We start from the raw sequence: 23,643 nt of genomic DNA, 5'->3' as shown, positions 1-23,643 counted from the left end.
AAATGGGATTGAAGTCTTTCCTTTTGTTAACGGCGGCGGCGATTGTACCGCAGGCCGCACTGTCGCAGGACGTGATTGAACTGGACGAGGCATTCGTCTTCTCGGGGCTGGTGCCGGTCGAGGTGAACCGCACTGGCGCGACAGTTGAGATCATCGATGCGGACGATCTGGCGGCGTCGGAAGTGGGGGTCGAGAACACTTTGGACCGCCTGCCGGGTGTCAGCGTAACGTCGAATGGCGGGCTTGGCACAGCAAGCACCGTGCGCGTGCGCGGTTTGGATGGCAAGTATATCGGCGTGACGATTGACGGGATCGAGGTGACAGACCCTTCGAGTATTCAAAACAGCCTGAACTTTGGCAGCTTCACACGTGGGCTGGTTGATCGGGTTGAACTGGCCAAGGGCGCTCAGACCACGGTTTATGGGTCGGATGCGATTGCTGGCGCGATCAATATCACAACCTGGCGTCCCGACGTGGATGGACGCTCGGGCGAGGCCTCGGTCGAGGCGGGCAGCTTTGGTACGGTCAGTGGGCGGCTGAGCTTTGGCCATCGTGATGAGACCGGAGAAGTGGCGGCGACTCTCTCATATGTGCGGACGGATGGAATTTCGGCATTCGATGACCCGGATGCCTCCGATGCGGACAGCTTTGAAGAAAAGGGACTGTCTTTGTCAATGCGGCGCATTCTGAATGACACGGCGACTGTCGGCGCGACCGCTTTCATTGCTGATAGCGTCAGCGAGTTTGACGACCCGTTTTCTGCGACCGACAAGAATGTCGGGCAATCCGACACGACGCGCACCGGCGTTCGGGCGTTTGCCGAGATTTCGGGTGGAGACATCGACCACGAAGTCGGGCTTTCCTACTTTGAAAATGAGCGGTTCTTCCCGTTCACCACTTCGACGCAGAGCTTTGTCGGCGAACGCGTGAAGTTTGACTACCTCGGTGTGACTGACATTGGCGAGGCCACGTCGCTTGCGTTTGGTGCGGACTGGACGGAAGAGACCTCAACTTTAGATGGCGTTGCGAGCGATGCATCCAACGGCGCGGTTTTCGGTGAGCTTTCATACGCGATTTCGGGTGCGACGGATGTGACCCTTGGACTTCGTCACGACATTTACTCGGACTTCGATGATCAGACGTCAGGCCGTCTTGCCATTGTACATCGCAGATCGGGTGGGCTGACGTTCAAGGCAAGTCTGGGCAATGGCTATCGCGCGCCGTCACTTTATGAGCGGTTCGGACCGTTCTCGCCAGAGGCTGCTGCGCTTCAGCCAGAGACCAGCGTGGGAGCGGACATCGGGATTGAGGCGACCTACGACAACGCATCTTATGGTGCGACCGTGTTTTACACCGAGATCGAGGATCTCATTGGTTTCGACAGCACTGCCGTCACGGTAGATCGCCCGTTTGGTGCCTATTTTCAGGCGCCAGGAACAACCGTCAGCAAGGGGATTGAGTTGGCAGCCGATTGGTCCATCGGTGTTGCGGATGTCTTTGCCAACTACACCTACACGGACGCGGGCAATGCCTTTGGACGCCTGAGCCGGGTTCCGCTTCACGATGTGACATTGGGTGTATCCGGCGCACTGAGCGAGTCCCTGACCGCTGTCGTGGACCTTCGCAGAGTCATTGATACGGTAAATTTCGGGACACCACTGGATGACTACACCGTCGCAAACCTGACACTGACGCGGTCGCTTGGCGGTGATCGCGATGCTTATGTTCGGATCGAAAACATCTTTGACGAGGATTATGAAGTGGTTCCGGGATATAACACACCCGGTCGTTCTGTCTTCGTGGGGCTTCGTGCGTCGTTCTAAAACTTTCTTAACAACGCTGGCTCTGGCGGGATATCTCGCCGGGGCCTTGCCGGGTTTGGCCGAAAATCCGCCGTCGCGGGTCGTGTCGATGAACCTGTGCACGGATCAACTGGCGATGCTGTTGGCGGCTCCGGGGCAGTTGATTTCGGTCAGCAGGATCGCGTTGGACCCGGTATCGTCGGCACTGTCCGAGGAGGCTTCGGCTTATTCGATCAACTCCGGACAAGCTGAAGAAATATTTGCAATGGCTCCTGATCTGGTCTTGGGCGGCGTCTATACGGACCCGTTCGCGGTGCAGATGTTGCGCGATCTCGGGGTCGAGGTCGTTCAGTTTCCCATCGTGTCCCAGTTGGCCGACATCCCCGTGGTGGTGCGCCAGATGGGGGCTGTTCTTGGGCGCGAAGCGACGGCAGAAGTGTTTGCGCTGGAATTCGAGGCGCGACTTGAGGCGGTGGAATTGAACCCCGCGGGTCGCAGGTTGGAGGCGGCGTTTTTCTTTGCGAACGGTTACTCGCTCGGGGCGGGAACGTTAAGTCATGACATTGTTTCCAAAGCAGGATTTCTGAATTTGGCCGAGCGGTTGGGACGGCAGGGCGGTGGGCGTCTTGCCCTTGAAGAGTTGATTTTGAACCGCCCGGATGTGCTGATCTCGGGGCAGCCCTATCCTGCGGCGTCGCGGTCGGAGGAGATATTGGCGCACCCTGCTTTGGACGGAATTCCGCGCGTTGCAAGCGGGCCGGAATGGGTCTGCGGGACGCCTTTGACCTTGGTCGCGGTTGAGCAAATGGTCGCGGTGCGCGAGGCACTGGAATGAGTGGCGCTTTGATGACGGTCCTCGTGGCGCGGCCATGGTTAACGGTTGATCTGGCGGGGACACGACGCGCGTTGAGCTTTGCGCCCTACAGGTCGGGCGACGTGGTCTGCGAGCGGATCATGTGGCGCGAAGTGCGCGACGCCGATCTGACCCCGGAGTTCGATGCGATTGCATGGCTGGCGGACGAAGTCGGATCGACGGACGTGGTGGCGATGTTGACATCGCGCAACGTCGAGCGATTGGTGCACCGCCGCGTCGAGGTCGGCGAAGTCGTCGCCGAGGCCGTGGTGACGGTTGGGTTGTCGAACGCCGAAAGGGTGGGGGTCCGACGTCGCGTCCCGGCAGGAGTGGGTACGATCAATGTGGCGGTTGCCGTGTCAGAAGGGTTGAACATGGCAGCGCGGATCGAGGCTTTGTCGGTTGCCGCTTCGGCCCGGACGGCGGCGGTTCTGGAGGCCGCCATAGAGATTGAATCCGGGTTGGCAACCGGGACGGGGACCGATTGTATCGTCGTTGCATCGCCGGAGGGATCACGTGGTTTCGCGGGCATGCATACGGACGTTGGTGAGGCCGTTGGCGCAGTTGTATTTAGGGCTGTTTCTGAAGGGGTGGCGCGGTGGTTGGCTGAGCGGTGACAGATTTATTGCCTCCGGCGGTGGTATTTTTGAAAGGGTGAAGGTGGTCGGGGTCAGGCGAGATTAATCGTCTGGAATTCGGCGAAGTCGATACGGGCGTTCCAAGGATCGGAGTGATCTGTTTGAGCCATGAGCGCGCGAAAAACGCCGGCGTGGCTGACCCAGAGCGTTGGCGTGTCGTCGATGTTTTCGAGGGCGGTTCGAACTCTGTTCTGGAGCATGTTGACGCTTTCGCCACCGTGAGGACGGGCGTGGAAAAAGTCGGCGGCCCATGCGTCGAGCGCGTCACGGTCGATGGCGTTCCATGGGGTATCTTCCCATGTGCCGAAATCCATTTCGATGATATTTGCATCGATGGTGAGGGGGATTTGTCTTTTTCCCGCAAGCGTTTGTGCGAGTATTCGGCAGCGCGAAAGGGGGCTGGTGATGATCCTTTTGAGCGGTGGCAGGTCGGCGTGAAGTTGATCGGTGATGCTATCGAGGCCGGGCTGCAATCCGAGGTCTGTGCGACCGTAACAGAGCCCGTCGGCGGCCGCGGGTTTGCTATGGCGCAGAAAGATCAGAGACATGCAAGAAAGACGAGCGGAATCAGTGTTTCCGTCAGTTGCTCGCAAGCGCCGAGGGCGTCTCCTGTGTAGCCCTGGATGCGGGCTTTTAGGCGGTTTATGAGCAGTGCGCCAAGTCCTGTCACGGCAAGGGCTGTGACGATTGCAGTGAGGATGCTTGTGGTCATCGCAATCAAAATGATCACCGCTGCGAGGGACAGGAGTGGGATACGCCGATCGGATCTTGTCGCGTCGCTCATGAAGCCCGCAGCGCCGGTGCTTCGAGCGTAGGGCAAGCTGTCCATTAACCGCAACATGGTCAATCTGCCGAGGCTGTGGCCGGCGACAAGCGCCACCATTGCAGTCGTGGTCGGCAGGATGGCAAGCGTCGTGGTCTTAATTGCGAGCGTCACGATCAGCGCAAGTACGCCGTATGTGCCGATGCGACTGTCGCGCATTATTTCAAGAGCGCGGTCTTTGTCTGGACTGCCGCCCAAACCATCGGCGAGATCGGCAAGACCGTCTTCGTGAAGCGCGCCGGTCAGAAGCACGCCTGCGGCGATTGTCAACAACGCCGCGACGGCTTGCGGCAGAAAAACGTTCAGGCCCGAGAATAGAAAAGCGAGGGCCGCCCCGATTGCCACCCCCACGAGCGGATACCAACGGATCGCGCGTGCCATGGCGGCATCGGAATACTCAACGGGCGGCAGTCGAAGGCGAGTCAGGAAGCCAATCGCCAGCGTCAATTCCACCCGAACGTCGTTCATGCCGGACCAGAAACGCCTGCGTCTTCGAAGCTGGCCATATCGGTCAGCATGCGCGCGGCGGCTTGCACGAGGGGCCAGGCCAGAAGGGCTCCGGTGCCTTCGCCAAGTCGGAGATCAAGGTCCAGTAGCGGTTCGCCGCCCATTGCGTCGAGAATGACGGCGTGGCCTCTTTCCTGGCTTTTATGAGCAAATACAATGGCTTGCCGGCAGTCCGGTTCGAGCTTTGCGGCAATCAGCGCAGCAGAGGTCGCTATGAACCCGTCAACGAGAACGACCCGTTTCGCGGCCGCAGCTCCCTGCATCGCGCCGGCCATCATGGCGATTTCAAAGCCGCCATATTCCATCAACGTCTCTTTCGCGTTGAGTTGCCCGGTGCGCTTGGCGGCTTGTTGCAAGACGGCGTGTTTGGCGGACAACCCGGCATCGTCAAGGCCCGTGCCGCGCCCGGTGAGAACGTCCAGATCCACACCGATCGTCTTGTGCGCCAGCAGGGTTGCGGAGGACGTATTGGCGATTCCCATCTCTCCGAAAGCAACCGCGTCCCAGGTGCCGTCCCGACCGAGTTCGCGCCCTTTTTGCAGCGCCTCGTCGGCTTGTGTTTCCGTCATGGCCGGTGCGTGAAGAAAGTTTGACGTACCCGGTGCGATGCGTCTGTCGAGCAAGGTCGGTTGGTCGAAGGGCGCGCCCTTTACGCCTGCGTCCACGACCCGTAAGTCCACGCCGACGCTGCCGGCAAAGACGTTGGCGGCAGCGCCCTTTCCCAGAAAGTTGAGCACCATCTGACGCGTGACCTCTTGTGGAAACGCCGAAACCCCGGCGTCCGCGATGCCGTGGTCAGCGGCGAAAATGGTTAACTGACAAGTTTGCATTTTAGGCATCAAGCTGCCCTTCACGCGGGCGATTTGTGCCGCAAGTGTCTCGATACGCCCCAGCGCCCCGTGAGGTTTGGTTTTCATGTCGATCTTGCGTTGTAGATCGGCGTCGAATGTCGTTTTGTCAGTCACGTCTTTTCCTGCTCTGCGGGTCAGGACTGCTTACGGATTTGCAGAGTGACTGGCAACCAGGGGACCATGAGATGAGCGATGAAACGGGTATCAACGAGCGCCACAAGGCACGCATGCAGAAGATCAAGGCGGCACGCGACAAGATCATGGAAACGAAGACCGTCGAAAAGGGGTTGATCATTGTTCTGACCGGTAACGGAAAGGGTAAATCATCTTCCGGGTTTGGCATGATTTTCCGCGCCATCGGACATGGGATGCCTTGCGCGGTTGTGCAGTTCATCAAGGGGTCGATGCAGTCCGCCGAGCGGGACCTTTTGAAGGCGAAGTTTGCCGAGGAATGTCCGGTTCATGTGATGGGCGAGGGCTTCACCTGGGAAACGCAGGACCGCGAGCGCGATATCGTCATGGCCGAAGCCGCGTGGGAAAAGGCCAAGGAGCTAATTCGCGACGACCGCAACCGGATGGTGTTGCTGGATGAGATCAATATCGCGCTGCGCTATGACTATCTCGACGTCGAAGCGGTTGCCGATTTTCTGGTAAATGAGAAACCCCCGATGACGCATGTGGTGCTGACGGGTCGCAACGCGAAGGACATGTTAATGGATGTTGCTGACCTGGTAACGGAGGTTAAGGAAGTGAAGCACCCGTTCCGAACGCAAGGCGTCATTGCGCAGCCCGGAGTCGAGTTTTAATCCCGTGCCCCGCGCGTTGATGGTGCAGGGGACGGGCTCGAACGTGGGCAAGTCCGTCATCGTGGCAGGGCTTTGCCGTGCGGCCGCGAACCGGGGGTTGATCGTGCGGCCCTTCAAGCCTCAGAACATGTCCAACAATGCGGCTGTCACCGAGGACGGTGGCGAGATCGGGCGCGCGCAAGCCCTGCAGGCATTGGCGTGTCGCGCCCGGATGACGGTTCATATGAACCCGGTTTTGCTGAAACCCGAAAGCGATACAGGCTGTCAGGTCGTGGTTCAGGGACGCGTGCGCGGCCCTCTGCTTGCGCGTGATTTCGGTGGGGCGAAAGCCGATCTTTTGCCGGCTGTGCTTGAGAGTTTTGCCCATGTGAAAGCCGGTGCAGATCTGGTGCTGGTCGAAGGCGCGGGCAGTCCGGCGGAAATTAACCTTCGTAAAGGCGACATCGCCAATATGGGGTTTGCGCAAGCCGCGAATATGCCAGTGGTCCTGCTTGGGGACATTGACCGCGGAGGAGTGATCGCCCAGATCGTCGGTACGCAAGCGGTGTTGGACGCCCCGGACTTGGCGATGATCAGGGGATTTCTGATCAACAAGTTTCGAGGTGACATCGGCCTGTTCATGGACGGTTACAAGAGTATCGAAAACCGCACGGGATGGCCCGGACTTGGCGTTATTCCCTGGTTTGAAGAGATCGGAAAACTGCCTGCCGAGGATGCGGTCGATCTGCAAGAAGGTAGCGGAGGCGGTGCCTTTCACATCGTTTGTCCGATGCTCAGTCGGATTGCGAATTTCGACGATCTGGACCCGCTGAAGTCCGAGCCCGGCGTACGGTTAACCATGATACCGCCGGGACGTGCATTTCCGGGAGACGCCGATCTTGTAATATTGCCAGGTACGAAGTCCACCCTCGGCGATCTGGCTTTTCTGCGTGCACAAGGCTGGGATGTTGATTTGGAGGCGCATGCTCGTCGTGGTGGGGCGGTATTAGGCATTTGCGGAGGGTATCAGATGCTAGGCAAGACGGTGCATGACCCTGACGGCTTGGATGGAACAGCGGGCTCGGTGGATGGCTTGGGCTTGCTTGATGTCGAAACGGTAATGACGGCGGAAAAGTCATTGACGCGCGTGCGAGCGAAGCATGTGGCCACAGGGGCGGCGCTTTCGGGATATGAAATTCACATCGGGCGGACGACCGGACCGGATGCTGCGCGACCGTTTACCAAGATTAACGAGTTGGGCGAGGGGGCGATTTCGGCAGATGGACGCGTCGCCGGGACTTATTTGCACGGACTTTTCAGCGATGACGGGTTTCGGGCGGCCTTTTTGGCGGCACGCGGCGTAGTAGCGGGTGGGGTGTCTTACGACACGGAAGTGGACCGGGTTCTGGACAGACTGGCGGATCATCTGGAAGCGCACGTTAATATTGATGAACTTCTGGCAATCGCTTCTTAACCCTGTTTCAGAGCAGTCCCCAGACGATGCCATTCGATCTCTGGGCCGGGAATGCCGAGGCGTAGCCACGTCTTTGAGTAAGGGAAAACCCGGGTCCAGATATGGTGCCGTGCAAGCTTGTCCTGAGCGGCGATTGCGTCTGGTGTTTCATACAGACGGAAGAGTGCAGTGCCTACGCGCGGCCTCCACCCTGTGGCGGTGACGAGCTGATCACAGCGCGTAGCATCCCGGCTCAATTGACGGCGCATCCTAGCTTGCCAGGCGGTGTCCGAAAGCGCCCTTGATCCGATTTCTAGCGCGGGACCCGAGACCCGCCATGGACCGGCGCCGTTAACGATTTTGGTGATCAAATCGAGCGGACCGGCGGCAAAGCCAAGGCGAAGCCCTGCCAGCCCGAAGAACTTCCCAAACGATCTGAGGACAATAACATTGTTCGGCATTGCATAGGTCAGAAGCGAAGTGGCTGGTGTGGGATCCGCAAAACTCTCGTCCACGATCAAAAGCCCGGTCTGCTGCGCAATGCTCAGCAACTCGGAAGGGTCGAAAACGGCCCCTGTCGGGTTGTTCGGATTGACGACAACGGCGACGCGCGCATCGCGCAGGTCGTCCAGACTGGTGACTTTCTCGACCTGCCAACCGGCACTCTCAAAGGTCCCGGCGAATTCGTTGTACGTGGGGCTCAGGATGCGAAGGGTGCCGGGGTCGAGAAGGGTCGGTAGCAACTGAATGGCAGCTTGCGCGCCGGCAAGTGCGGCGAGCGGCCACGTAGTGGAATAGGCAAGGGCTGCAGCCTCCAAAAGGGCAGTCATCGCAATTGAGTCCGGCAAGCTGCGAAGGGAGATATCTGAAATGATGTCAGAGGGATAGGGTGTTCGGTTGATGCCAGTCGAAAGATCGATCCAATCGGAAGCATGACCGCCATGGATCGCGATTGCGCGGGCGAGGTCACCACCATGATCGCGCCCTGAGGTCATGTTATTGCGATCAACGCAAGGAGAACCGCGAGAAGGCAAATCGCACGCAAGAAAAGCTTGAGGGCGCGATCGATATCAGTGGGGGCAGGGTCATTTGCGCTGGCGTTCAGGAACGGATCATCGCTTGGGCCTTCGGCGTATGATCTTGGCCCGGAAAGGCGCACACCCAGCGCGCCCGCCATGGCCGCTTCAGGCCATCCGGCGTTTGGTGAACGGTGCTGTGACGCGTCGGCAAATGTGACCTTCAGCGCCCTTAGAACTGCTGGCTGGACAATACAGAAAAGAAGAGCCGTCAGCCGGGCTGGAAACCAGTTTGCGATATCATCGAGGCTAGCAGTCGCACGTCCGAAATGGAGGTGACGTTCTGATTTATGCGCGATCATGCTGTCGGCTGTGTTAACCGCTTTGTAGGCAGCGATGCCGGGGAGCCCCAAGAGGACGCCCCAGAAAACGGGTGCCACGATTCCGTCAGATGTGTTCTCGGCCAGGCTTTCGATGCTTGCGCGCGCGATACCCTCGGTGTCCAGGTTGTCGGGGTTGCGGCCAACGATTTTGGCGACGGCGAGGCGGGCTCTGACGAGGTCTCCTTCTTTCAAGGGTACCGCAACATCCGCCACATGCGAATACATGCTGCGGGGCGCGACCAGAGGGGCGGCAAGCAAACCGGTCAGCAGCATTCCGAGCCAGCCGCCCGGCAGAATCGCCGCAATCAAGGCCGTCGGCAGGACGGCGGCGGCAAGCACGATAAGCAGCGTGATGCGTCCCCATTTGCGTTGCTCATCCGGCGAATCTTCAGACAGGTTAAAGTTTGCGTCCATGTGATTAATCAAACGACCGATCCAGGTGACCGGGTGGCCGACCGCGCGAAAGACACGGTCCGGCCAGCCGAATGCGCCTTCCGCTGCCAAGGCTACTATCATCGCCGCTGCTGACATTGCCGGCTCCCACAGGTTCCATTGATTGAATGGCATCGGTGCGGGGGTTATGCAACGTTAACCAATTGGAGAGACGGGCGCATGAGCAGGATCATCTTGGTAACCGGCGGCGCAAAGTCGGGGAAATCGGCCTGGGCCGAGGCGCGGGCCGAGGCTTTGGGGGCGTCACGCATTTATATCGCGACGGCGCAGGCGTTCGACGCTGAGATGGAGGCGCGGATCGCCGAGCATTTGACTCGGCGCGGCGCGGGCTGGACGACGGTCGAGCAACCGCGCGAATTGGCGCAGGCCCTGACGGAAACTGATGGGGACGCCCCGCGACTGGTGGACTGCCTGACGCTTTGGTTAACAAACGAGATGCTGGCAGAGGATGGGGATTGGCGCGGCGCGCTTGAAACGCTTGTCGCCACACTTTCCCGGCAAACTGCGCCGGTGATATTGGTTACCAACGAAGTCGGATCGGGCATTGTGCCGGACAACGCCCTGGCGCGACGTTTTCAGGACGCGGCCGGCGTCGTCAATCAGGCCATCGGCGCGATTGCGGATGAGGTCGTGCTGGTTGTCGCGGGGCAGGCCCTGACGATAAAGGATGGCGCGGCCTAGTGTGCCGCGACCATTAATCCTTCTTCTTTCAGACGCTTATAGGTCTCGTCGAGGGCGCGGTGTGCGCGTTCGGCAAGGACATCGATCTCGTCGGGTTGAATCACGAGCGGCGGAGAAATGATCATTCGATCCCCGACGTGGCGCATGACCAGATTGTTTGCAAAACACCGTTCACGGCAGATCAGACCGGCGGTTCCGGCGCCCGCGGCGAAGGCTGCGCGAGAGGACTTGTCGGGAGTCAGCGCAATGGACCCCATCAGCCCCACGATTTTGGCCTCGCCCACCAACGGGTGGTCCGTTAACTCTTCCCACTTCTTGCGCATGTAGGGCCCGGCGGTATCTCGGACGTGATCGATCAGTTTTTCTTCTTCAATGATCCGCAGGTTCTCCAAGGCGACCGCGCTGGCGACTGGATGACCGGAGTAGGTGTAGCCATGGTTAAATTCGTCCTTGCCGAGGGTGTTCGCAATCTCGTCGGACAGGATTGAGCCACCGATCGGCTGATAGCCGGAGGACATGCCCTTGGCGATCGTCATGATGTCGGGTTGCACGCCTACGGTCTGGTTGCCGAACCAGTTTCCCGTGCGGCCGAAGCCACAGATGACCTCGTCCGCGATCAGGAGAATTTCGCGTTCGGCGCAGATACGTTTGATTTCGGGCCAGTAGGTAGACGGCGGAATGATGACACCTCCCGCCCCCTGGATCGGCTCGGCGATGAAAGCGGCAACGCGGTTTTCACCAAGCTCATCAATGGCTTGTTCCAATTCGCGCGCGCGGGCAAGGCCGAACTCTTCGGGGGTCAACTGACCGCCTTCCGCCCACCAGTCGGGTTGATTGATATGGTGAATATCTGGGATCGGAAGTCCACCCTGCGCATGCATTCCCGACATTCCGCCAAGCGAGGCGCTGCCCATCGTCGAACCGTGATATCCGTTCTTGCGGCTGATGATGATGGTTTTCTCGGGCTTGCCTTTCATATTCCAGTAATGACGGACGACGCGGATGTTGGTGTCATTGGCGTCGGAGCCGCCGCTGGCGAAGAAAACATGGTTAAGATTGCCGGGAGCGAGCTCGGCCAGCTTCGTGGCCAGAGCGATCGCTGGAACGTGGGTTGTCTTGAAGAATGTGTTGTAAAACGGCAGTTCGCGCATCTGGCGCGTCGCAACCTCGACGAGTTCTTCGCGACCGTAACCGACGTTAACGCACCAAAGACCCGCCATTGCGTCGAGGATTTTCTCGCCTTCGCTGTCAAAGAGCCAAACGCCCTCGCCGCGTTTGATGACGCGCGCGCCTTCTTTCTCAAAGTTGCTTTGCGTCGAAAACGGATGAATGTGATGTGCGGCGTCCAATGCCTGAAGTTCGGCAGTCGGCATATGGTTGGTAACGGCGGGCATGTGACGTCCTTCGGCAAATTGCTGGGTTACCACGAAATATGATCAAATTATTGCCGTGGTCAATCCGCTAACCGACACCGCTAGTCGGAAAGCGTCAGGCGCACCTGTCCCAGACCCTGACGAATGTCATCTCCGATCGCCCGCGCCGCGCGAGCCGGGTCTCCTTCGCGCAGGGCACACAGAGCCTCGTCATGTTTATCCGGCAGGTTGGCAGTTCCATAGCGCCCGCAAACGATTCGCAGCGCGGGGCCGCTTTGGAGCCACAAGGATTGCGACATTCTGCTTAAAACGGGTGCATCTGCCTGTTCGTATAGCCTGAAATGGAAGCGGTAATTGAACTCCAAATAACGCTCGACACTGCCCGAAGAGATCGCGGCGTCGATCTCTTCGTCTATGGCGACAAGGTCGGTGAGGCATTGGTCCGACATGCGGCGGGCCGCCAGTTCAGCCAGTCTGGGCTCGATTGCCAGGCGCGCGAAACTGATCTCATCGAGTATTTCAAGCGTCATCTCAGGGACCGTCACGCGCCGATTACGCCCTATTTCCAAGGCGCCTTCGGCTGCAAGACGTCGAATGGCCTCGCGCACGGGAGTCATTCCGCCACCGATCAATTCTACGAGACCCTGTATGGTTACGGCTTGTCCGGGCACGAGAATTCCGAACATGATCATGTCTCGCAACTGACGATAAACCGCCTGGTGCTCGGGACGTTTCGAAATGATTTTATCCATGTCCAGTGTCCTTCAACGGGCCGAATAATGACGGGTCCGGACAGCGACGTCACGTGAAATCGCTTGTTTCTTCCGTGATATTTGATCAAAAATAGCAGCCAGTGCCAATGGGAGAGCCAAATGAAAACCAAATTCGCAACAATGACTGCGGTATTCGCGCTGAGCGCTACCGTCGCTGTCGCTGACGAAGTGCGGGTCTATAACTGGTCGGATTATATCGACGAGGCCCTACTTGAGAAGTTCGAAGCCGAAACCGGGATCGACTTGATTTACGACGTGTTCGATTCGAACGAAGTTCTGGAAACGAAGATGCTTTCGGGTGGGTCAGGCTATGATGTGGTCGTGCCGACCGGAGACTTCCTGCAGCGGCAAATCACCGCCGGGGCGTTCCAGAAGCTGGACTTCGACAAGCTGCCGAATGCCGTGAATCTCTGGGACCTGATCAAGGATCGGACCGAGCAGTATGACCCGGAAAACGCCTATTCAATCAACTATATGTGGGGCACCACGGGAATCGGCGTGAATATCGGCAAAGTGACCGAGATTCTTGGCGAAGACGCGCCGATCGACTCGCTCGATCTGATCTTCAATCCCGAGAATATGAAAAAGCTTGCGGCGTGCGGTGTTTACATGCTGGATGCGCCGACCGAGATCATTCCGGCGGCTTTGGCCTATCTGGGCGAAGACCCGAACAGCTTTGACACCGACATGATCAACAAGGCGGGCGATGTGCTTTTGGGAGTACGTCCGTACATTCTGAAGTTCCACAGCTCGGAATACATCAACGCTCTTGCCAATGGCGACATCTGCGTCGCTTTCGGCTGGTCCGGTGATATTCTGCAGGCACGTGACCGTGCGGCAGAGGCCGACAACGGTGTCGAGATCGCCTATAACGCGCCAACCGAAGGCGCGCTGATGTGGTTTGACCAGATGGCGATCCCGGTGGATGCGCCGAACCCCGAAGCCGCTCACGTATTCCTGAACTTCATCATGGATGCCGAGAACATGGCAGCGGCGTCGAACTATGTTTATTACGCCAACGGCAACGAGGCCTCCAAACCGTTCCTTTTGGAAGACGTGATCGGCGATCCGGCGATTTACCCGTCAGAGGCGACACTTGAGAACCTCTACACGGCGGTGCCCTATCCGCCTAAGGTTCAGCGGGTTGTCACTCGGCTCTGGACGCGCGTGAAGTCTGGAACATAAGGTAAAAGAACGGCGCCCGGAGGTCACGGCCTCCGGGCGTTTTAAAATTCAAGGGGGCAAGGATGGCGGCTGCGGGTAAAGAGAACGTGTTTGCGCCATGGAAGGATGACGCGGCGGTGCCGCTGATCCGGATCGATCAGGTATCGAAGCGATTTGGTGATTTTACCGCAATCGACAAGATCTCGCTGAACATCTATCCACAGGAATTCTTCGCGTTGCTGGGGCCGTCGGGTTGTGGCAAGACCACGCTGATGCGGATGCTGGCAGGATTTGAAAAACCTTCCGGCGGTGTGATTTCGATCGATGGTCAGGATATGGTTACCGTGCCGCCGAACAAGCGAGCGGTGAACATGATGTTCCAGTCCTATGCGCTGTTTCCGCATCTGAGCGTTTGGGACAATATTGCCTTCGGGCTGCGGCGCGACGGCCTGGACAAGGACCGGGTCGCGGCGCGGGTCGAGGAGATGTTGAAGCTGGTCCAGTTGGGCCAGTTCGCACGGCGCAAACCGCATCAGATTTCCGGCGGGCAGCGTCAGCGTGTGGCCCTTGCGCGGTCTCTGGCGAAGGCTCCGAAGCTTTTGTTGCTGGACGAGCCCTTGGGAGCTCTGGACAAGAAGTTGCGGCAGGAAACGCAGTTCGAGTTGATGGATATTCAGGAAAAGACCGGCACGACGTTCGTGATCGTGACCCACGATCAGGAAGAGGCGATGACGGTCGCTAGCCGTGTTGCGGTGATGGACCAGGGTAAGCTCATTCAGGTCGAGACGCCCCAGGTGATATATGAGCAGCCAAATTCCGTCTATGTGGCTGATTTTATTGGAGATGTGAATCTGATACCGGGTTCGGTTTCCGAGTTGGGAGGCGGCGCGGCGCTGGCCTGGGCGGAAGGCAAGCCACCGCTTTTGGGTCAGCCCGGAGCATCACTGGCAAAAGGACAGAACGCGACCTTCGCGATCCGGCCGGAAAAAATCGCGATTTCCGCCGAAGAACCGCAGGATCGGAATAATAGGGTTCAGGGCAAGATTCTGGAAATCGGGTATCTGGGCAACCTGTCGACCTATCATGTCGAGCTGCCGGAAGGTCCGGTGATCAAATGCGAGGTCGGCAATCGCAGTCGGGTCGAGCGCCGGGATTTCACCTGGGAGGACGAGGTCTGGTTGAGCTGGAGTGACACCGCTGGTCTGGTGTTGGCGCGATGATCGGGGCCTCGGGACATGGGGCGATGTGGTTTGGGGCTCTGCCCCGCTCGTCTTCGCTCGCTCCCCGGGATATTTGGTCCAAAAAGATGGCAAATTTTAATCAAATTGTTCGGGAGTGCGGCGCATGAGGCGGCTTCTGGTTGGCGTTCCTTTTGTCTGGTTGCTGGTGTTATTTCTGGTGCCGTTCGGGATCGTTCTGAAGATTTCGCTTTCGGATATTGCTCTGGCAATCCCGCCTTACACGCCGACGTTGGATCTGACCGAGGGCTGGGCCGGCATACGGGATTTCTTCAGTCGGCTAGATTTCGAGAACTATGTTTTTCTGACCAGTGATGATCTCTATTGGAAGGCGTATCTTTCTTCGCTTCAGATTGCGGTGATCGCGACTATCTGCACTCTTTTGGTCGGCTTTCCAGTTGCTTACGGAATGGCGCGCGCGCCCGAGGAGTGGCGGCCTGCGCTGTTGATGCTGGTGATCCTGCCGTTCTGGACGAGTTTTCTGATCCGGGTTTATGCCTGGATCGGGATCTTGTCGACGGAAGGGTTCTTGAACCAGTTTCTTTTGTGGACGGGGATCATTTCGGAGCCATTGACCATTCTGAACACGAATACGGCGGTTTATATCGGCATCGTTTACACTTATTTGCCGTTCATGATCCTGCCGATTTACGCCACGCTTGAACGGATGGATGCGTCGCTTCTGGAGGCGGCGGAGGACTTGGGCTGTTCGAGAATGCAGGCCTTCTGGCTGATCACTGTTCCGCTGGCGCGGCCCGGTGTGGTGGCAGGTTGTTTTCTGGTCTTCATCCCGACGCTTGGTGAGTTTGTGATCCCGTCTCTGCTGGGTGGGTCGGATACGCTGATGATCGGCAAGGTCTTGTGGGAGGAGTTCTTCAACAACCGTGACTGGCCCGTGGCGAGCGCGGTGGCGATCATCCTTTTGTTGATCCTGATCGTCCCGATCGTGCTGTTCCAGCGCAACCAGCAGATCAACAAGGAGGCCGAGCAATGACACGTTTGACGACCTTCAATATCGTTTCGCTGACGTTGGGGTTCGCGTTCCTTTACATCCCGATGCTGATACTGGTGATCTACAGTTTCAATGCGTCGCAACTGGTCACCGTCTGGGGCGGGTTTTCGACCAAGTGGTATGGCGAATTGCTTCGGAATGAAGCGATGATCGATGCGGCCTGGGTGACGATGAAGGTGGCGTTTTTTTCGTCCACTCTGGCGACTGTTCTGGGCACGATGGCGGCTTATGTGCTGGTGCGGCGGGGTCGGTTTTATGGGCGCACCCTGTTTTCGGGCATGATCTATGCACCGCTTGTGATGCCCGAGGTGATCACGGGTTTGTCGCTGCTCTTGCTGTTCATCGCCATCGGGCTGGACCGGGGTGTTCTGACGATCGTGCTGGCGCATACGACTTTTTCGATGTGTTACGTTTCGGTTGTGGTGTCCTCGCGACTGGTCAGTTTCGATGACTCGCTGGAGGAAGCTGCGCTTGACCTTGGTGCGTCGCCGTTCGAGGCGTTTCGCCTGGTGACGCTGCCGATCATTGCGCCTGCCGTTATCTCGGGGTGGTTGTTGGCTTTCACGCTGTCGCTGGACGATCTGGTGATCGCGTCGTTTACCGCCGGCCCGTCTGCGACGACTTTGCCGATCAAGATTTTCTCGTCCGTTCGGCTGGGTGTCAGCCCAGAAATAAACGCGCTTTCCACGATCATTATTGCGATTGTGACGGTGGGGGTTCTGACGGCGTCGATCGTCTCGAAGCGCCAGATCACCCGGCGTCTGCGGGAGGAAGCGCAAGCTGGGTAAGGCACGAAGGTTCGCGCGTTTGCTCATGTTTATTGCTTTTTCGCTTTCGCCGGTGCAGCTTGGCTCAAGTCATTTCAGACAAGTCATTAAAAGACGTTTTTGAAGTAAGGGTTGGGAGGCAGCTTGTATGCTGGTGAATGTGATCGACCTGCGCGAGCGGGAATATCGCTGGTCGCGCGTCATGGCCGTTTTGGAAAGCGCGACAAAGAACAACGACGCGGAAGAGGCGGATCAGGTAAAGCCGGGCTTGGGAGTTGAGATCGACTATGCGGAGCGCACGGGGCTTTCGGTGCGCGAGGCGATGCTTTGGGCCGAAAAGACCGATGGGCCGCTGACGTTGTATCTTTACGATGATGAAGGCGAGGACACCGACGCCGACGGCTAGTCAGACTGGTGGGCGCTGCGCACTTTTGCCGGTTGGATGAGGTCGTCGAGCATGTGCGAGATGTCCTCGATCTGTTCGGCGATCACATGGGTCACACCGCCTTCGCGCTGCACGCGCCCGGTCACTTTGAGCGCGCGCCCCGAGATCACCGCACGGCGGAAGCGTTCGTACATTTTTCGCCAGACAATCACATTGCAGATGCCGGTTTCGTCTTCCAGCGTGATGAAGATCACGCCTTTGGCGGTTCCGGGTCGTTGACGCACAAGCACAAGTCCCGCGACCGCGATGCGCGCACCACCGGGGGGCAGATCAAGCTGATCGTTGGGCAGGCAGGCCGGGGGGCGGTGCCATGTGGGTGGTGGGGGCATTTCCATGGGAACAAAAATAGAACATTTGAGGCTGTGCGCAAGGCTTTGTGAGGAAGGCTCAAAAGGGGTGGCAGAGGGCGGCGTGCAGGGCTACTTACACGGGAACACTGATTATGAGGGCGACTATGGCGAAAATCACTTACATCGAGCACGGCGGCAAAGAGCATGTCGTCGACGTTCCAAACGGGCTGACGGTTATGGAAGGTGCGCGCGACAACGGCATTCCGGGGATCGAGGCCGACTGTGGCGGAGCCTGCGCCTGTTCGACGTGTCATGTTTATGTGCACCCGGACTGGGTGGAAAAGCTGCCGGCCAAGGATCCGATGGAAGAGGACATGCTGGATTTCGCCTATGAGCCCAGCGCCGAGCGTTCGCGGCTGACCTGTCAGTTGAAGGTCTCGGACGCGCTGGACGGTCTGGTTGTTCAGATGCCCGAAAAGCAAATCTGATGTGGCGTCTGGCGGCAGTCGCGGCTGTGATGGCAGCGCCGGCTGTGGCCGAGGATATCGTCGAGGCACGGTATGACGGACCGACGACGCGCTATGCCCATGCCGTTCTTGGCGATGATATCGAGTGGGGCGAGCTGGTTCTGGAGACGGACGCCGGGCGCACGGTGCGCTTTGTTCTGCCCGATGAGCGTGTGTTCGAGGACGTCGCGCCGCGTTTGTTCGACGTGGACGGGGACGGCGACAACGAGGTGATCGTGGTCGAGAGCCACCGCGAGGTGGGCGCGCGTCTGGCGATTTATGACACGGATGGTCTGGTGGCGGCGAACGAGTATATCGGTCGGCCGAACCGGTGGCTTGCGCCGATTGGTGTCGGGGCGGCCGACTTCGACAACGACGGGTTCGTCGAACTGGTCTATGTGGATCGCCCTCATCTGGCCAAGACGGTTCGCGTGCTGCGGTATATCGACGGCGAGTTGAGGTTTGTCGCCAGTTTCCCCGGCGTGACCAATCACCGGATCGGCGAGCGCGATATCGCGGGTGGTATTCGCGATTGCGGGCAGGGCCCCGAGATGATTGTGGCGTCCGTGAATTGGGAGCGGGTTCTGGCGCTGGGATTCAAGGACCTGAAATTCAAGCTGGATATCGTCGGCCCGCATGAAGGGCGCGAAAGCTTTGCACGGGCGATGGCCTGCGAATAGCAGGGCGAACTGTTTCTTTGAGGGGGTTTCGGCGTGGTCTGTCTAGCCTTGCGGCATGGTGAGCTGGACTGTGCGCCCGCCCTTTTGGTATTGCAACGCAGTTTCCGAAATACCGGCGACGGTGCCACCGTCGACGCGATCACCGACCTGCACTTTCACGTAGCGACCTGACGGCAGACGCACCAACGCGCGGCGATCCGAGGGGCGTCCGAACACGCCGACAAGGTTGATCTGATTGAGGCGCATTGCTTCTTCGATGGTCGCTTGTCGCGCAACCGACGCGCTGGACGGGATCGCAAGGCGTGGCGAGTTTTGCGGACGGGTCGCTTCTTCGGCGGCCGCTTCGTCGGCTTCTTCGGCCAAAGCGGCCTCGATCGCATCGCTTGTGTCGGGGGTCAGCGCGGCGAGGGCGCGGGCTTCGCGTTCCTGGCGAAGCTGAAGCAGGCCCGCGGCGACGATGGAGTCAAAGTCACGCGGTTTGTTGCGCGGTGTAATCGAACTGCCCACGGCAAGATCGCTAGGCGGATTCCCGGCACGGGCAACAAGCGCTTCGATCTGCGCCGACTCGGGTCGCGTGCCGGGGCGGATTTCGGCAAGCTCGTCGCGGGTGCGGCCGCCGAATTGCTGCCGCTCAATTTCAAGTGAGAACGCACCTGGCCGCGCGCGCGGCGCCGTTTCGGGCAGGGCAGCTGCAAGCGCGGTTGGCGTAAGGTCGGGGGCGTCCGCCGTCGTCAGTTGACCCGTGTCCTCGGCGAGGGTTTGGTCCGGTGCGTCGGCGTCCGGGAGCGCCGGTTCGCTCTCGGCGACGGGGGGCAACGGCGCGTTGATTTCCAGGTCGAGGGCGGCAAGTTCAGTTGGCTGATCTTCGGGCGCGATGGCCTCTTCTGGGATCGTCTCGGCGACTGCGGCGGGGGCAACAAAGGCATCGGGGCCTTCGGTTTCCAGAGTTGGCCCGACCAGCGCGGTTACGTCGGGAACAGGGAACGCAATGACCGGGGCTACGGCGCCTGCGAAGGGTTCGAACGCGGCAAGTTCGGTCAGGTCCGGGCTTTCGATGAACGCAAGTGTCTCGGGCACGAAGGCTACTGGCGCATAGTCCTCGATCGCATCGAGCGTTTCGGGGCGCGGTTCCAGCCATTCGACGGTGGGGCGGGGGTCGGCCATGAAGCTTTGGGCGGTTTCAAGGGGTATGTTGGCGGGCGTAATTGCTGGTGCCGCGCTGCTGACCCAGGCCAGAACCGGCGAGGTCTCGGGTGCGGTGAGCTCTGCCGGCGCCTCGGATATGAGCGTTATGTCATCGGGCAGGGGCGAGGCTTCGGGCTGTATGTCGGCCGGCGCTGGCGGTGTTGCTTCGGCGATCACGACCTCTGGGGCCGGCGCGACTTCGACCGTTTCCGGCGCGACAAGCGAGGATTGCGGGGTCGAGGGCAGGATCGACCAGATGATGACCGCGATGACAATCGACAACAGCGCGGCGATTCCGACAAGCGCGGGCGCCGGCACTGCCCGTTCGCGACGGCGAACGGCGACGGATGCGGGCGCCGTCAGGCTGTCGGCCCGGGCCGATGCAGCGGCGGCCCCGACGTTGGTGACAATGCGTGGCTGCGACGTGGGGCGCGGCAAAGGCGCACCGGGGTTCAGAGGCGGCACGGCTGTTTTCGGCAGTTGCATCACCGGTGTCGGGTCATCGACCTTTACCACCGGTTCGGACTCGCTCGTGGTCCTTGCGGGAGGGGTCTGCGCGTGCTGCAAGACCAGTGGCGCCGAGACCGTGCGGGCGGTCGCGAATGCGAGTGTTTCGTCGAGGGTGTTTGTGTCCGGCTCTGGTTCGTCTGACGGCGCCTGTGTTTCGGGTGGCGCTTCGCGTTCAACGAACACCGGCGGGCGTGGAAAATCTTCGGGCGCCGGAAGGGCCGAAAACGCGCGGACGATAAGGCCGCCCCTGGTTACGAAGGCTTCGGCCTCGTTTAGCGTCTGAACGGCAATCGCGGCGACGCGCGCAGTGCCTGGCGTCGTTGCGACCCAGTCGATTTCGAGGTCGGCCAGGTCATAGGGTGTGCGCCCGTCCATGGCCGAATAGATCTCTTCGGTAGTCGGTGTGTCACCGGATACCTTGACGTCGGTAAACAGAATTTGGTCGCGGGGCAGGAAGATATCGACCGAAGCGGGTGTCTTTACCTTGGCCACCAGGCTGGCCAACCGCGCTTCGACATCGTCGCCTTCAAGCTTTTCAACGGCGAATTCCTGCCACTCACCCAAGCGGTGGCGCATGAGGCGCACGGCCTCCATCGAAAGATCAAAACCCCAACGCTCTGACATGGCAAATGGATATCATGGCACCTGCCTGTCGTCACGATCCAGAATGACGAAAATTGTCCTGTGCGGGAATTCGCCGATATCCCTGTGAAAGGGAGCGGAAACGGTGCAGATTGAACCGCGAAGAGTTGCATTTGAAAGCGAGGTTCGTGATGCGGTTTTTGGGTTTGGTTTTGATCGCTGCAGTAGGGCTGTGGCCGCAGTTTGCAATGGCCGACGACAGCGAGCGCAGGATTGTGGTCAGCGGTGAAGGCGTGGTTTCCGCAGAGCCGGATATGGCGACGGTGTTCGTCGGGGTTTCAAGGGAGGCACGGCTTGCGGATGCGGCTTTGCAGAGCGCCTCGGAAGCGGCGGCGACGGTGCTTGCGCGGCTTGAGGCCGAGGGCATCGAATCCCGCGATATTCAAACGCGCGGCATCGGGTTGTCGCCGCAATATGCGCGCAGCAATGACGGGTCTGCGCCGCGCGTGACAGGCTATGTTGCGTCCAATGATCTGATGGTTCGCGTGCGGTCGTTTGATCGGCTCGGCGCGGTTCTGAATGCGATTGTGGCCGACGGAGCAAACATGATGAACGGTTTGTCGTTCGACGTGGCCGAGCGCGGTGAGCTTGAACAGGCCGCGCGCAGGCAAGCTGTTGAGATTGCGCGTGAAAAAGCGGAAGTTCTGGCGGGCGCGGCAGGTGTCACACTTGGGTCAGTCTTGACAATATCGGAAGGTGGCGCCGGGCCGGCACCCTTCGCTGCGGATGTCGGAATGATGATGGAAGCGCGCTCGGCGGTCCCGGTTGCCGGTGGCGAAATCGACGTGCGCGCAAGCGTGACTATGGTATTCTCGATCGCGGACTGAAAGGGGGGGCGGATGAAAGCTGCGATTTACGAGACGACCGGGCCAGCGGCGGACGTGCTGCGGGTGGTCGAGGTTGCTGATCCGACGCCAGGCGCAGGCGAGGTTCTGGTGCGAGTGGCCTGTTCGGGTGTGCATCCGTCTGACGTCAAGACACGGGCCGGGATGCGCGGGCCGCTGGCTTTTGCGCGCGTCGTTCCACACAGCGACGGCTCGGGTCGGATTGTGGCAGTCGGGGCAGGGGTGGACCCCGCCCGCGTCGGACAACCGGTATGGCTTTGGAACGCCGGGTGGGGTCGTGCAGACGGGACCGCGGGCGAGTTGGTGGCCTTGCCTGCTGAACAGGCTGTTGAGTTGCCGAATGGCGTTGATTTCGAGACCGGCGCGACTTTGGGAATTCCCGCGATCACGGCGCACCGGTGCGTTTTCGCGGACGGGCCGGTTTCCGGGCAGACCGTGCTTGCGACGGGCGGCGCGGGGACGGTTGGCAGTATGGCAATCCAGATGGCGAAACGCGGCGGTGCCAGGGTGATCGCCACGGTCAGTAGCGAAGACAAGGCGCGCCATGCCCGTGCGCTTGGGGCCGATCATGCGGTGAATTACCGCGAAGCGGATGTGGTGGAGCAAATCCGGCAGGCAGCGGGCGGGCGGGGCGTGGACCGCATCATCGAAGTGGAATTCGGTGGAAATCTGGACGTGACCAAGGCGGTGATTGCCGAAGGCGGCACGGTGGCGGCCTATGGTTCGGTAACCGAGCCCGAGCCGGCTCTGCCGTTTTATCCGTTCATGTTCATGAACGTGACACTGCGCATGGTGCTGGCCTATACGATCCCGCTTGCGGCACGGCGAAACGCCGAAGCGGATATCTCAAAATGGCTTGCAGAAGGCGCACTCAAAGGGGTGGTTGCGGACCGATTTGATCTGGATGACGTGGTCCTTGCACACCAATCGGTCGAAAGCGGTCAGCGTATTGGTGTGACACTGGTGCGGGTGTCAGACGAGGTTTAGCGCATCCGAACAGCGCGGGGGCTTTTGCCGAAAGTGTCGCGAAACGCGCGCGAAAAGGCAGCGGCGTTGTCATAGCCGGACCGCGTCGCGACTTCGGAAAAAGACAGAGACGTGTCTTCGACAAGGTTGCGGGCCGTGTTGAGGCGAATGCGCTGGTAGACCTTGCGAGGCGGCGCGCCGAAGGCTTTGGCGAACCGCCGTTCCAAGTCGCGCTGGGTGCATCCCGAGCGCTTTGCGATGTCCGAAAGCATTAGGGGTGTTTCGACGTTGGCCTCCATCTCGGCCAGAGCGCGCCGGATGCGGCGATCCCCGCCGGGCGGTTCAAGCGGGCCTGGGCTGGTGGCGTCACGCGCGGAAAAAAGCGATGAAATTCTGAGTGTTAGAGCGGTTCCGTGGCGACGTGCGATGAGGTGCATCATCAATTCAAACGCCGTGACCGCACCGCTGGCGGTCAACCTGTCTCCGTCATCGACCCAGCGTTGCCGTACGACGTCCACTTGCGGAAAGGTCTCGGAAAACGCTTGGACCTCGTCATGGTGGATGGTGGCGCGTTTGCCCTCAAGAAGGCCAGCGGTGGCCAGCAGCCAGGCCCCTCCGTCAAGGCCGATCAACGCGTCAAACCGCCTGGCCGATGCGCGAAGTTGCCGCGAAAAGGCATCTGTCGCCAGTGCGCGATATCCGTAGCTTGGCAAAAGGATCAGTGCGCTGCCCCGGTCCGTCGGATCAAGCGCGCCATCCGGTACGACCGTCATTCCAGCCGAGCTTCTGACCGCCGCGCCGTCCCTTGTGACGATCTTCCACGCATAGGCCGATGCGCCGAGGAAGGTATTGGCAGCGCGCAGGGGTTCAAGCGCGTTGGCAAACACCTGATTGGAAAAACGATCGAACAGAAGAAAGGTATATTCAGCCGTCTCGTCGCTTTGAATTGTCCATTTACGCATAATCAAGACTAAATCTGCAAAGTTATGCCCGTCAATCCTC

Annotated in this window: 25 protein-coding genes; 15 read left to right on the top strand and 10 right to left on the bottom strand. The window is 59.7% G+C overall.

The window, feature by feature from the left end; all coding sequences use genetic code 11:
- Positions 1 to 2 precede the first annotated feature (2 nt).
- The 3 genes from BOA8489_RS03345 to BOA8489_RS03335 are packed head-to-tail and all read left to right on the top strand — an operon-like array spanning position 3 to position 3,272.
- The gene (locus BOA8489_RS03345; protein WP_176440196.1) at positions 3 to 1,823 is read left to right on the top strand and encodes a TonB-dependent receptor plug domain-containing protein; all 1,821 of its coding nucleotides are present in this window, start codon (positions 3 to 5) and stop codon (positions 1,821 to 1,823) included.
- Positions 1,810 to 2,637, top strand: a complete 828-nt coding sequence (locus BOA8489_RS03340) for an ABC transporter substrate-binding protein (RefSeq protein WP_245813649.1) — start codon at positions 1,810 to 1,812, stop codon at positions 2,635 to 2,637. The genes BOA8489_RS03345 and BOA8489_RS03340 overlap by 14 nt, the downstream gene beginning before the upstream one ends.
- A complete protein-coding gene (locus BOA8489_RS03335; RefSeq protein ID WP_281256163.1) occupies positions 2,634 to 3,272 on the top strand; it encodes an adenosylcobinamide amidohydrolase in 639 nt (212 codons plus the stop codon). Before BOA8489_RS03340 ends, BOA8489_RS03335 begins: the two co-directional genes overlap by 4 nt.
- A 53-nt stretch (positions 3,273 to 3,325) precedes the next feature.
- Here the strand turns inward: BOA8489_RS03335 and BOA8489_RS03330 are convergent, their stop codons facing one another.
- Genes BOA8489_RS03330 through cobT form a run of 3 tightly spaced genes read right to left on the bottom strand, consistent with a single transcriptional unit; the run spans position 3,326 to position 5,588 of the window.
- Positions 3,326 to 3,841 (bottom strand): histidine phosphatase family protein, encoded by a 516-nt coding sequence (locus BOA8489_RS03330; RefSeq protein WP_093972579.1) that lies wholly within the window; start codon positions 3,839 to 3,841, stop codon positions 3,326 to 3,328.
- Complete coding sequence (gene cobS / locus BOA8489_RS03325) at positions 3,832 to 4,584, bottom strand: adenosylcobinamide-GDP ribazoletransferase (RefSeq protein ID WP_093972578.1); 753 nt, start codon at positions 4,582 to 4,584, stop codon at positions 3,832 to 3,834. Before cobS ends, BOA8489_RS03330 begins: the two co-directional genes overlap by 10 nt.
- Positions 4,581 to 5,588, bottom strand: coding sequence for a nicotinate-nucleotide--dimethylbenzimidazole phosphoribosyltransferase (cobT, locus tag BOA8489_RS03320; protein WP_217897928.1), 1,008 nt, complete (start codon positions 5,586 to 5,588; stop codon positions 4,581 to 4,583). The genes cobS and cobT overlap by 4 nt, the downstream gene beginning before the upstream one ends.
- Positions 5,589 to 5,659: 71 nt before the next feature.
- Here cobT and cobO point away from each other — a divergent pair, with 71 nt between their 5' ends.
- Both cobO and BOA8489_RS03310 read left to right on the top strand, forming a co-directional pair.
- Positions 5,660 to 6,280, top strand: a complete 621-nt coding sequence (gene cobO / locus BOA8489_RS03315) for a cob(I)yrinic acid a,c-diamide adenosyltransferase (RefSeq protein WP_093972577.1) — start codon at positions 5,660 to 5,662, stop codon at positions 6,278 to 6,280.
- A gap of 19 nt (positions 6,281 to 6,299) precedes the next feature.
- Entirely contained in the window at positions 6,300 to 7,733 is a 1,434-nt protein-coding gene (locus tag BOA8489_RS03310) for a cobyric acid synthase (protein WP_176440216.1), read from the top strand.
- Here the strand turns inward: BOA8489_RS03310 and cobD are convergent.
- Both cobD and cbiB read right to left on the bottom strand, forming a co-directional pair.
- Positions 7,730 to 8,707, bottom strand: coding sequence for a threonine-phosphate decarboxylase CobD (gene cobD, locus BOA8489_RS03305; protein ID WP_093972575.1), 978 nt, complete (start codon positions 8,705 to 8,707; stop codon positions 7,730 to 7,732). The genes BOA8489_RS03310 and cobD overlap by 4 nt on opposite strands.
- Positions 8,704 to 9,642, bottom strand: a complete 939-nt coding sequence (gene cbiB, locus BOA8489_RS03300; RefSeq protein WP_093972574.1) for an adenosylcobinamide-phosphate synthase CbiB — start codon at positions 9,640 to 9,642, stop codon at positions 8,704 to 8,706. Before cbiB ends, cobD begins: the two co-directional genes overlap by 4 nt.
- 81 nt (positions 9,643 to 9,723) lie before the next feature.
- Here cbiB and cobU point away from each other — a divergent pair, with 81 nt between their 5' ends.
- Positions 9,724 to 10,245 (top strand): bifunctional adenosylcobinamide kinase/adenosylcobinamide-phosphate guanylyltransferase, encoded by a 522-nt coding sequence (gene cobU / locus BOA8489_RS03295; RefSeq protein WP_093972573.1) that lies wholly within the window; start codon positions 9,724 to 9,726, stop codon positions 10,243 to 10,245.
- Here cobU and BOA8489_RS03290 read toward each other — a convergent pair.
- Positions 10,242 to 11,639: an aspartate aminotransferase family protein gene (locus BOA8489_RS03290; RefSeq protein ID WP_093972572.1), complete on the bottom strand. Its 1,398-nt coding sequence runs from the start codon at positions 11,637 to 11,639 to the stop codon at positions 10,242 to 10,244. The two genes, cobU and BOA8489_RS03290, sit on opposite strands and share 4 nt — an antisense overlap.
- A gap of 80 nt (positions 11,640 to 11,719) precedes the next feature.
- Positions 11,720 to 12,370, bottom strand: a complete 651-nt coding sequence (locus tag BOA8489_RS03285; protein ID WP_093972571.1) for a GntR family transcriptional regulator — start codon at positions 12,368 to 12,370, stop codon at positions 11,720 to 11,722.
- Between the two features lie 120 nt (positions 12,371 to 12,490).
- Here BOA8489_RS03285 and BOA8489_RS03280 point away from each other — a divergent pair, with 120 nt between their 5' ends.
- The 5 genes from BOA8489_RS03280 to BOA8489_RS03260 all read left to right on the top strand — a co-directional run bounded on the left by BOA8489_RS03280 (position 12,491) and on the right by BOA8489_RS03260 (position 16,978).
- Entirely contained in the window at positions 12,491 to 13,576 is a 1,086-nt protein-coding gene (locus tag BOA8489_RS03280; RefSeq protein ID WP_093972570.1) for a polyamine ABC transporter substrate-binding protein, read from the top strand.
- A 62-nt stretch (positions 13,577 to 13,638) separates the two neighbouring features.
- The gene (locus BOA8489_RS03275) at positions 13,639 to 14,775 is read left to right on the top strand and encodes an ABC transporter ATP-binding protein (RefSeq protein ID WP_093972569.1); all 1,137 of its coding nucleotides are present in this window, start codon (positions 13,639 to 13,641) and stop codon (positions 14,773 to 14,775) included.
- A 124-nt stretch (positions 14,776 to 14,899) separates the two neighbouring features.
- Positions 14,900 to 15,787, top strand: coding sequence for an ABC transporter permease subunit (locus tag BOA8489_RS03270; RefSeq protein WP_093972568.1), 888 nt, complete (start codon positions 14,900 to 14,902; stop codon positions 15,785 to 15,787).
- Positions 15,784 to 16,593 (top strand): ABC transporter permease subunit, encoded by an 810-nt coding sequence (locus BOA8489_RS03265; protein ID WP_093972567.1) that lies wholly within the window; start codon positions 15,784 to 15,786, stop codon positions 16,591 to 16,593. Before BOA8489_RS03270 ends, BOA8489_RS03265 begins: the two co-directional genes overlap by 4 nt.
- Positions 16,594 to 16,720: 127 nt before the next feature.
- Positions 16,721 to 16,978, top strand: coding sequence for a hypothetical protein (locus BOA8489_RS03260; protein WP_093972566.1), 258 nt, complete (start codon positions 16,721 to 16,723; stop codon positions 16,976 to 16,978).
- Here BOA8489_RS03260 and BOA8489_RS03255 read toward each other — a convergent pair.
- Positions 16,975 to 17,346 carry an OB-fold nucleic acid binding domain-containing protein gene (locus BOA8489_RS03255; RefSeq protein WP_245813648.1) on the bottom strand — a complete coding sequence of 124 codons (372 nt, stop codon included), beginning with the start codon at positions 17,344 to 17,346 and terminating at the stop codon, positions 16,975 to 16,977. The genes BOA8489_RS03260 and BOA8489_RS03255 overlap by 4 nt on opposite strands.
- 125 nt (positions 17,347 to 17,471) lie before the next feature.
- Between BOA8489_RS03255 and BOA8489_RS03250 the strand changes: the two genes are divergently transcribed.
- Together BOA8489_RS03250 and BOA8489_RS03245 are read left to right on the top strand one after the other, a co-directional pair.
- Complete coding sequence (locus BOA8489_RS03250) at positions 17,472 to 17,795, top strand: 2Fe-2S iron-sulfur cluster-binding protein (protein ID WP_093972564.1); 324 nt, start codon at positions 17,472 to 17,474, stop codon at positions 17,793 to 17,795.
- Positions 17,795 to 18,493 carry an FG-GAP repeat domain-containing protein gene (locus tag BOA8489_RS03245; protein ID WP_245813647.1) on the top strand — a complete coding sequence of 233 codons (699 nt, stop codon included), beginning with the start codon at positions 17,795 to 17,797 and terminating at the stop codon, positions 18,491 to 18,493. Before BOA8489_RS03250 ends, BOA8489_RS03245 begins: the two co-directional genes overlap by 1 nt.
- Before the next feature lie 42 nt (positions 18,494 to 18,535).
- Here BOA8489_RS03245 and BOA8489_RS03240 read toward each other — a convergent pair whose 3' ends face one another.
- The gene (locus BOA8489_RS03240) at positions 18,536 to 20,812 is read right to left on the bottom strand and encodes a hypothetical protein (RefSeq protein ID WP_093972563.1); all 2,277 of its coding nucleotides are present in this window, start codon (positions 20,810 to 20,812) and stop codon (positions 18,536 to 18,538) included.
- A gap of 149 nt (positions 20,813 to 20,961) precedes the next feature.
- Here BOA8489_RS03240 and BOA8489_RS03235 point away from each other — a divergent pair, with 149 nt between their 5' ends.
- Together BOA8489_RS03235 and BOA8489_RS03230 are read left to right on the top strand one after the other, a co-directional pair.
- Positions 20,962 to 21,657 (top strand): SIMPL domain-containing protein, encoded by a 696-nt coding sequence (locus BOA8489_RS03235; RefSeq protein WP_093973017.1) that lies wholly within the window; start codon positions 20,962 to 20,964, stop codon positions 21,655 to 21,657.
- 12 nt (positions 21,658 to 21,669) lie between these two features.
- Entirely contained in the window at positions 21,670 to 22,662 is a 993-nt protein-coding gene (locus BOA8489_RS03230) for an NADPH:quinone reductase (RefSeq protein WP_093972562.1), read from the top strand.
- Here the strand turns inward: BOA8489_RS03230 and BOA8489_RS03225 are convergent.
- The gene (locus BOA8489_RS03225) at positions 22,659 to 23,603 is read right to left on the bottom strand and encodes a GlxA family transcriptional regulator (protein ID WP_093973016.1); all 945 of its coding nucleotides are present in this window, start codon (positions 23,601 to 23,603) and stop codon (positions 22,659 to 22,661) included. The two genes, BOA8489_RS03230 and BOA8489_RS03225, sit on opposite strands and share 4 nt — an antisense overlap.
- Between the last annotated feature and the right edge of the window lie 40 nt (positions 23,604 to 23,643).

The sequence above is a fragment of the Boseongicola aestuarii genome (genome assembly GCF_900184815.1).
GTDB classification, from domain to species: Bacteria; Pseudomonadota; Alphaproteobacteria; order Rhodobacterales; family Rhodobacteraceae; genus Boseongicola; species Boseongicola aestuarii.
Note: the sequence above shows the minus strand (reverse complement) of the source record. Positions and strands in the feature narration are given on the sequence as shown.

Coding starts and splice junctions, on each gene's coding strand:
- BOA8489_RS03345 (WP_176440196.1), top strand. CDS start 3: ATGGGATTGAAGTCTTTCCTTTTGTTAACGGCGGCGGCGATTGTACCG.
- BOA8489_RS03335 (WP_281256163.1), top strand. CDS start 2,634: ATGAGTGGCGCTTTGATGACGGTCCTCGTGGCGCGGCCATGGTTAACG.
- BOA8489_RS03330 (WP_093972579.1), bottom strand. CDS start 3,841: ATGTCTCTGATCTTTCTGCGCCATAGCAAACCCGCGGCCGCCGACGGG.
- cobS (WP_093972578.1), bottom strand. CDS start 4,584: ATGAACGACGTTCGGGTGGAATTGACGCTGGCGATTGGCTTCCTGACT.
- cobO (WP_093972577.1), top strand. CDS start 5,660: ATGAGCGATGAAACGGGTATCAACGAGCGCCACAAGGCACGCATGCAG.
- BOA8489_RS03310 (WP_176440216.1), top strand. CDS start 6,300: ATGGTGCAGGGGACGGGCTCGAACGTGGGCAAGTCCGTCATCGTGGCA.
- cobD (WP_093972575.1), bottom strand. CDS start 8,707: ATGACCTCAGGGCGCGATCATGGTGGTGACCTCGCCCGCGCAATCGCG.
- cbiB (WP_093972574.1), bottom strand. CDS start 9,642: ATGTCAGCAGCGGCGATGATAGTAGCCTTGGCAGCGGAAGGCGCATTC.
- cobU (WP_093972573.1), top strand. CDS start 9,724: ATGAGCAGGATCATCTTGGTAACCGGCGGCGCAAAGTCGGGGAAATCG.
- BOA8489_RS03290 (WP_093972572.1), bottom strand. CDS start 11,639: ATGCCCGCCGTTACCAACCATATGCCGACTGCCGAACTTCAGGCATTG.
- BOA8489_RS03285 (WP_093972571.1), bottom strand. CDS start 12,370: ATGGATAAAATCATTTCGAAACGTCCCGAGCACCAGGCGGTTTATCGT.
- BOA8489_RS03280 (WP_093972570.1), top strand. CDS start 12,491: ATGAAAACCAAATTCGCAACAATGACTGCGGTATTCGCGCTGAGCGCT.
- BOA8489_RS03275 (WP_093972569.1), top strand. CDS start 13,639: ATGGCGGCTGCGGGTAAAGAGAACGTGTTTGCGCCATGGAAGGATGAC.
- BOA8489_RS03270 (WP_093972568.1), top strand. CDS start 14,900: ATGAGGCGGCTTCTGGTTGGCGTTCCTTTTGTCTGGTTGCTGGTGTTA.
- BOA8489_RS03265 (WP_093972567.1), top strand. CDS start 15,784: ATGACACGTTTGACGACCTTCAATATCGTTTCGCTGACGTTGGGGTTC.
- BOA8489_RS03260 (WP_093972566.1), top strand. CDS start 16,721: ATGCTGGTGAATGTGATCGACCTGCGCGAGCGGGAATATCGCTGGTCG.
- BOA8489_RS03255 (WP_245813648.1), bottom strand. CDS start 17,346: ATGCCCCCACCACCCACATGGCACCGCCCCCCGGCCTGCCTGCCCAAC.
- BOA8489_RS03250 (WP_093972564.1), top strand. CDS start 17,472: ATGGCGAAAATCACTTACATCGAGCACGGCGGCAAAGAGCATGTCGTC.
- BOA8489_RS03245 (WP_245813647.1), top strand. CDS start 17,795: ATGTGGCGTCTGGCGGCAGTCGCGGCTGTGATGGCAGCGCCGGCTGTG.
- BOA8489_RS03240 (WP_093972563.1), bottom strand. CDS start 20,812: ATGTCAGAGCGTTGGGGTTTTGATCTTTCGATGGAGGCCGTGCGCCTC.
- BOA8489_RS03235 (WP_093973017.1), top strand. CDS start 20,962: ATGCGGTTTTTGGGTTTGGTTTTGATCGCTGCAGTAGGGCTGTGGCCG.
- BOA8489_RS03230 (WP_093972562.1), top strand. CDS start 21,670: ATGAAAGCTGCGATTTACGAGACGACCGGGCCAGCGGCGGACGTGCTG.
- BOA8489_RS03225 (WP_093973016.1), bottom strand. CDS start 23,603: ATGCGTAAATGGACAATTCAAAGCGACGAGACGGCTGAATATACCTTT.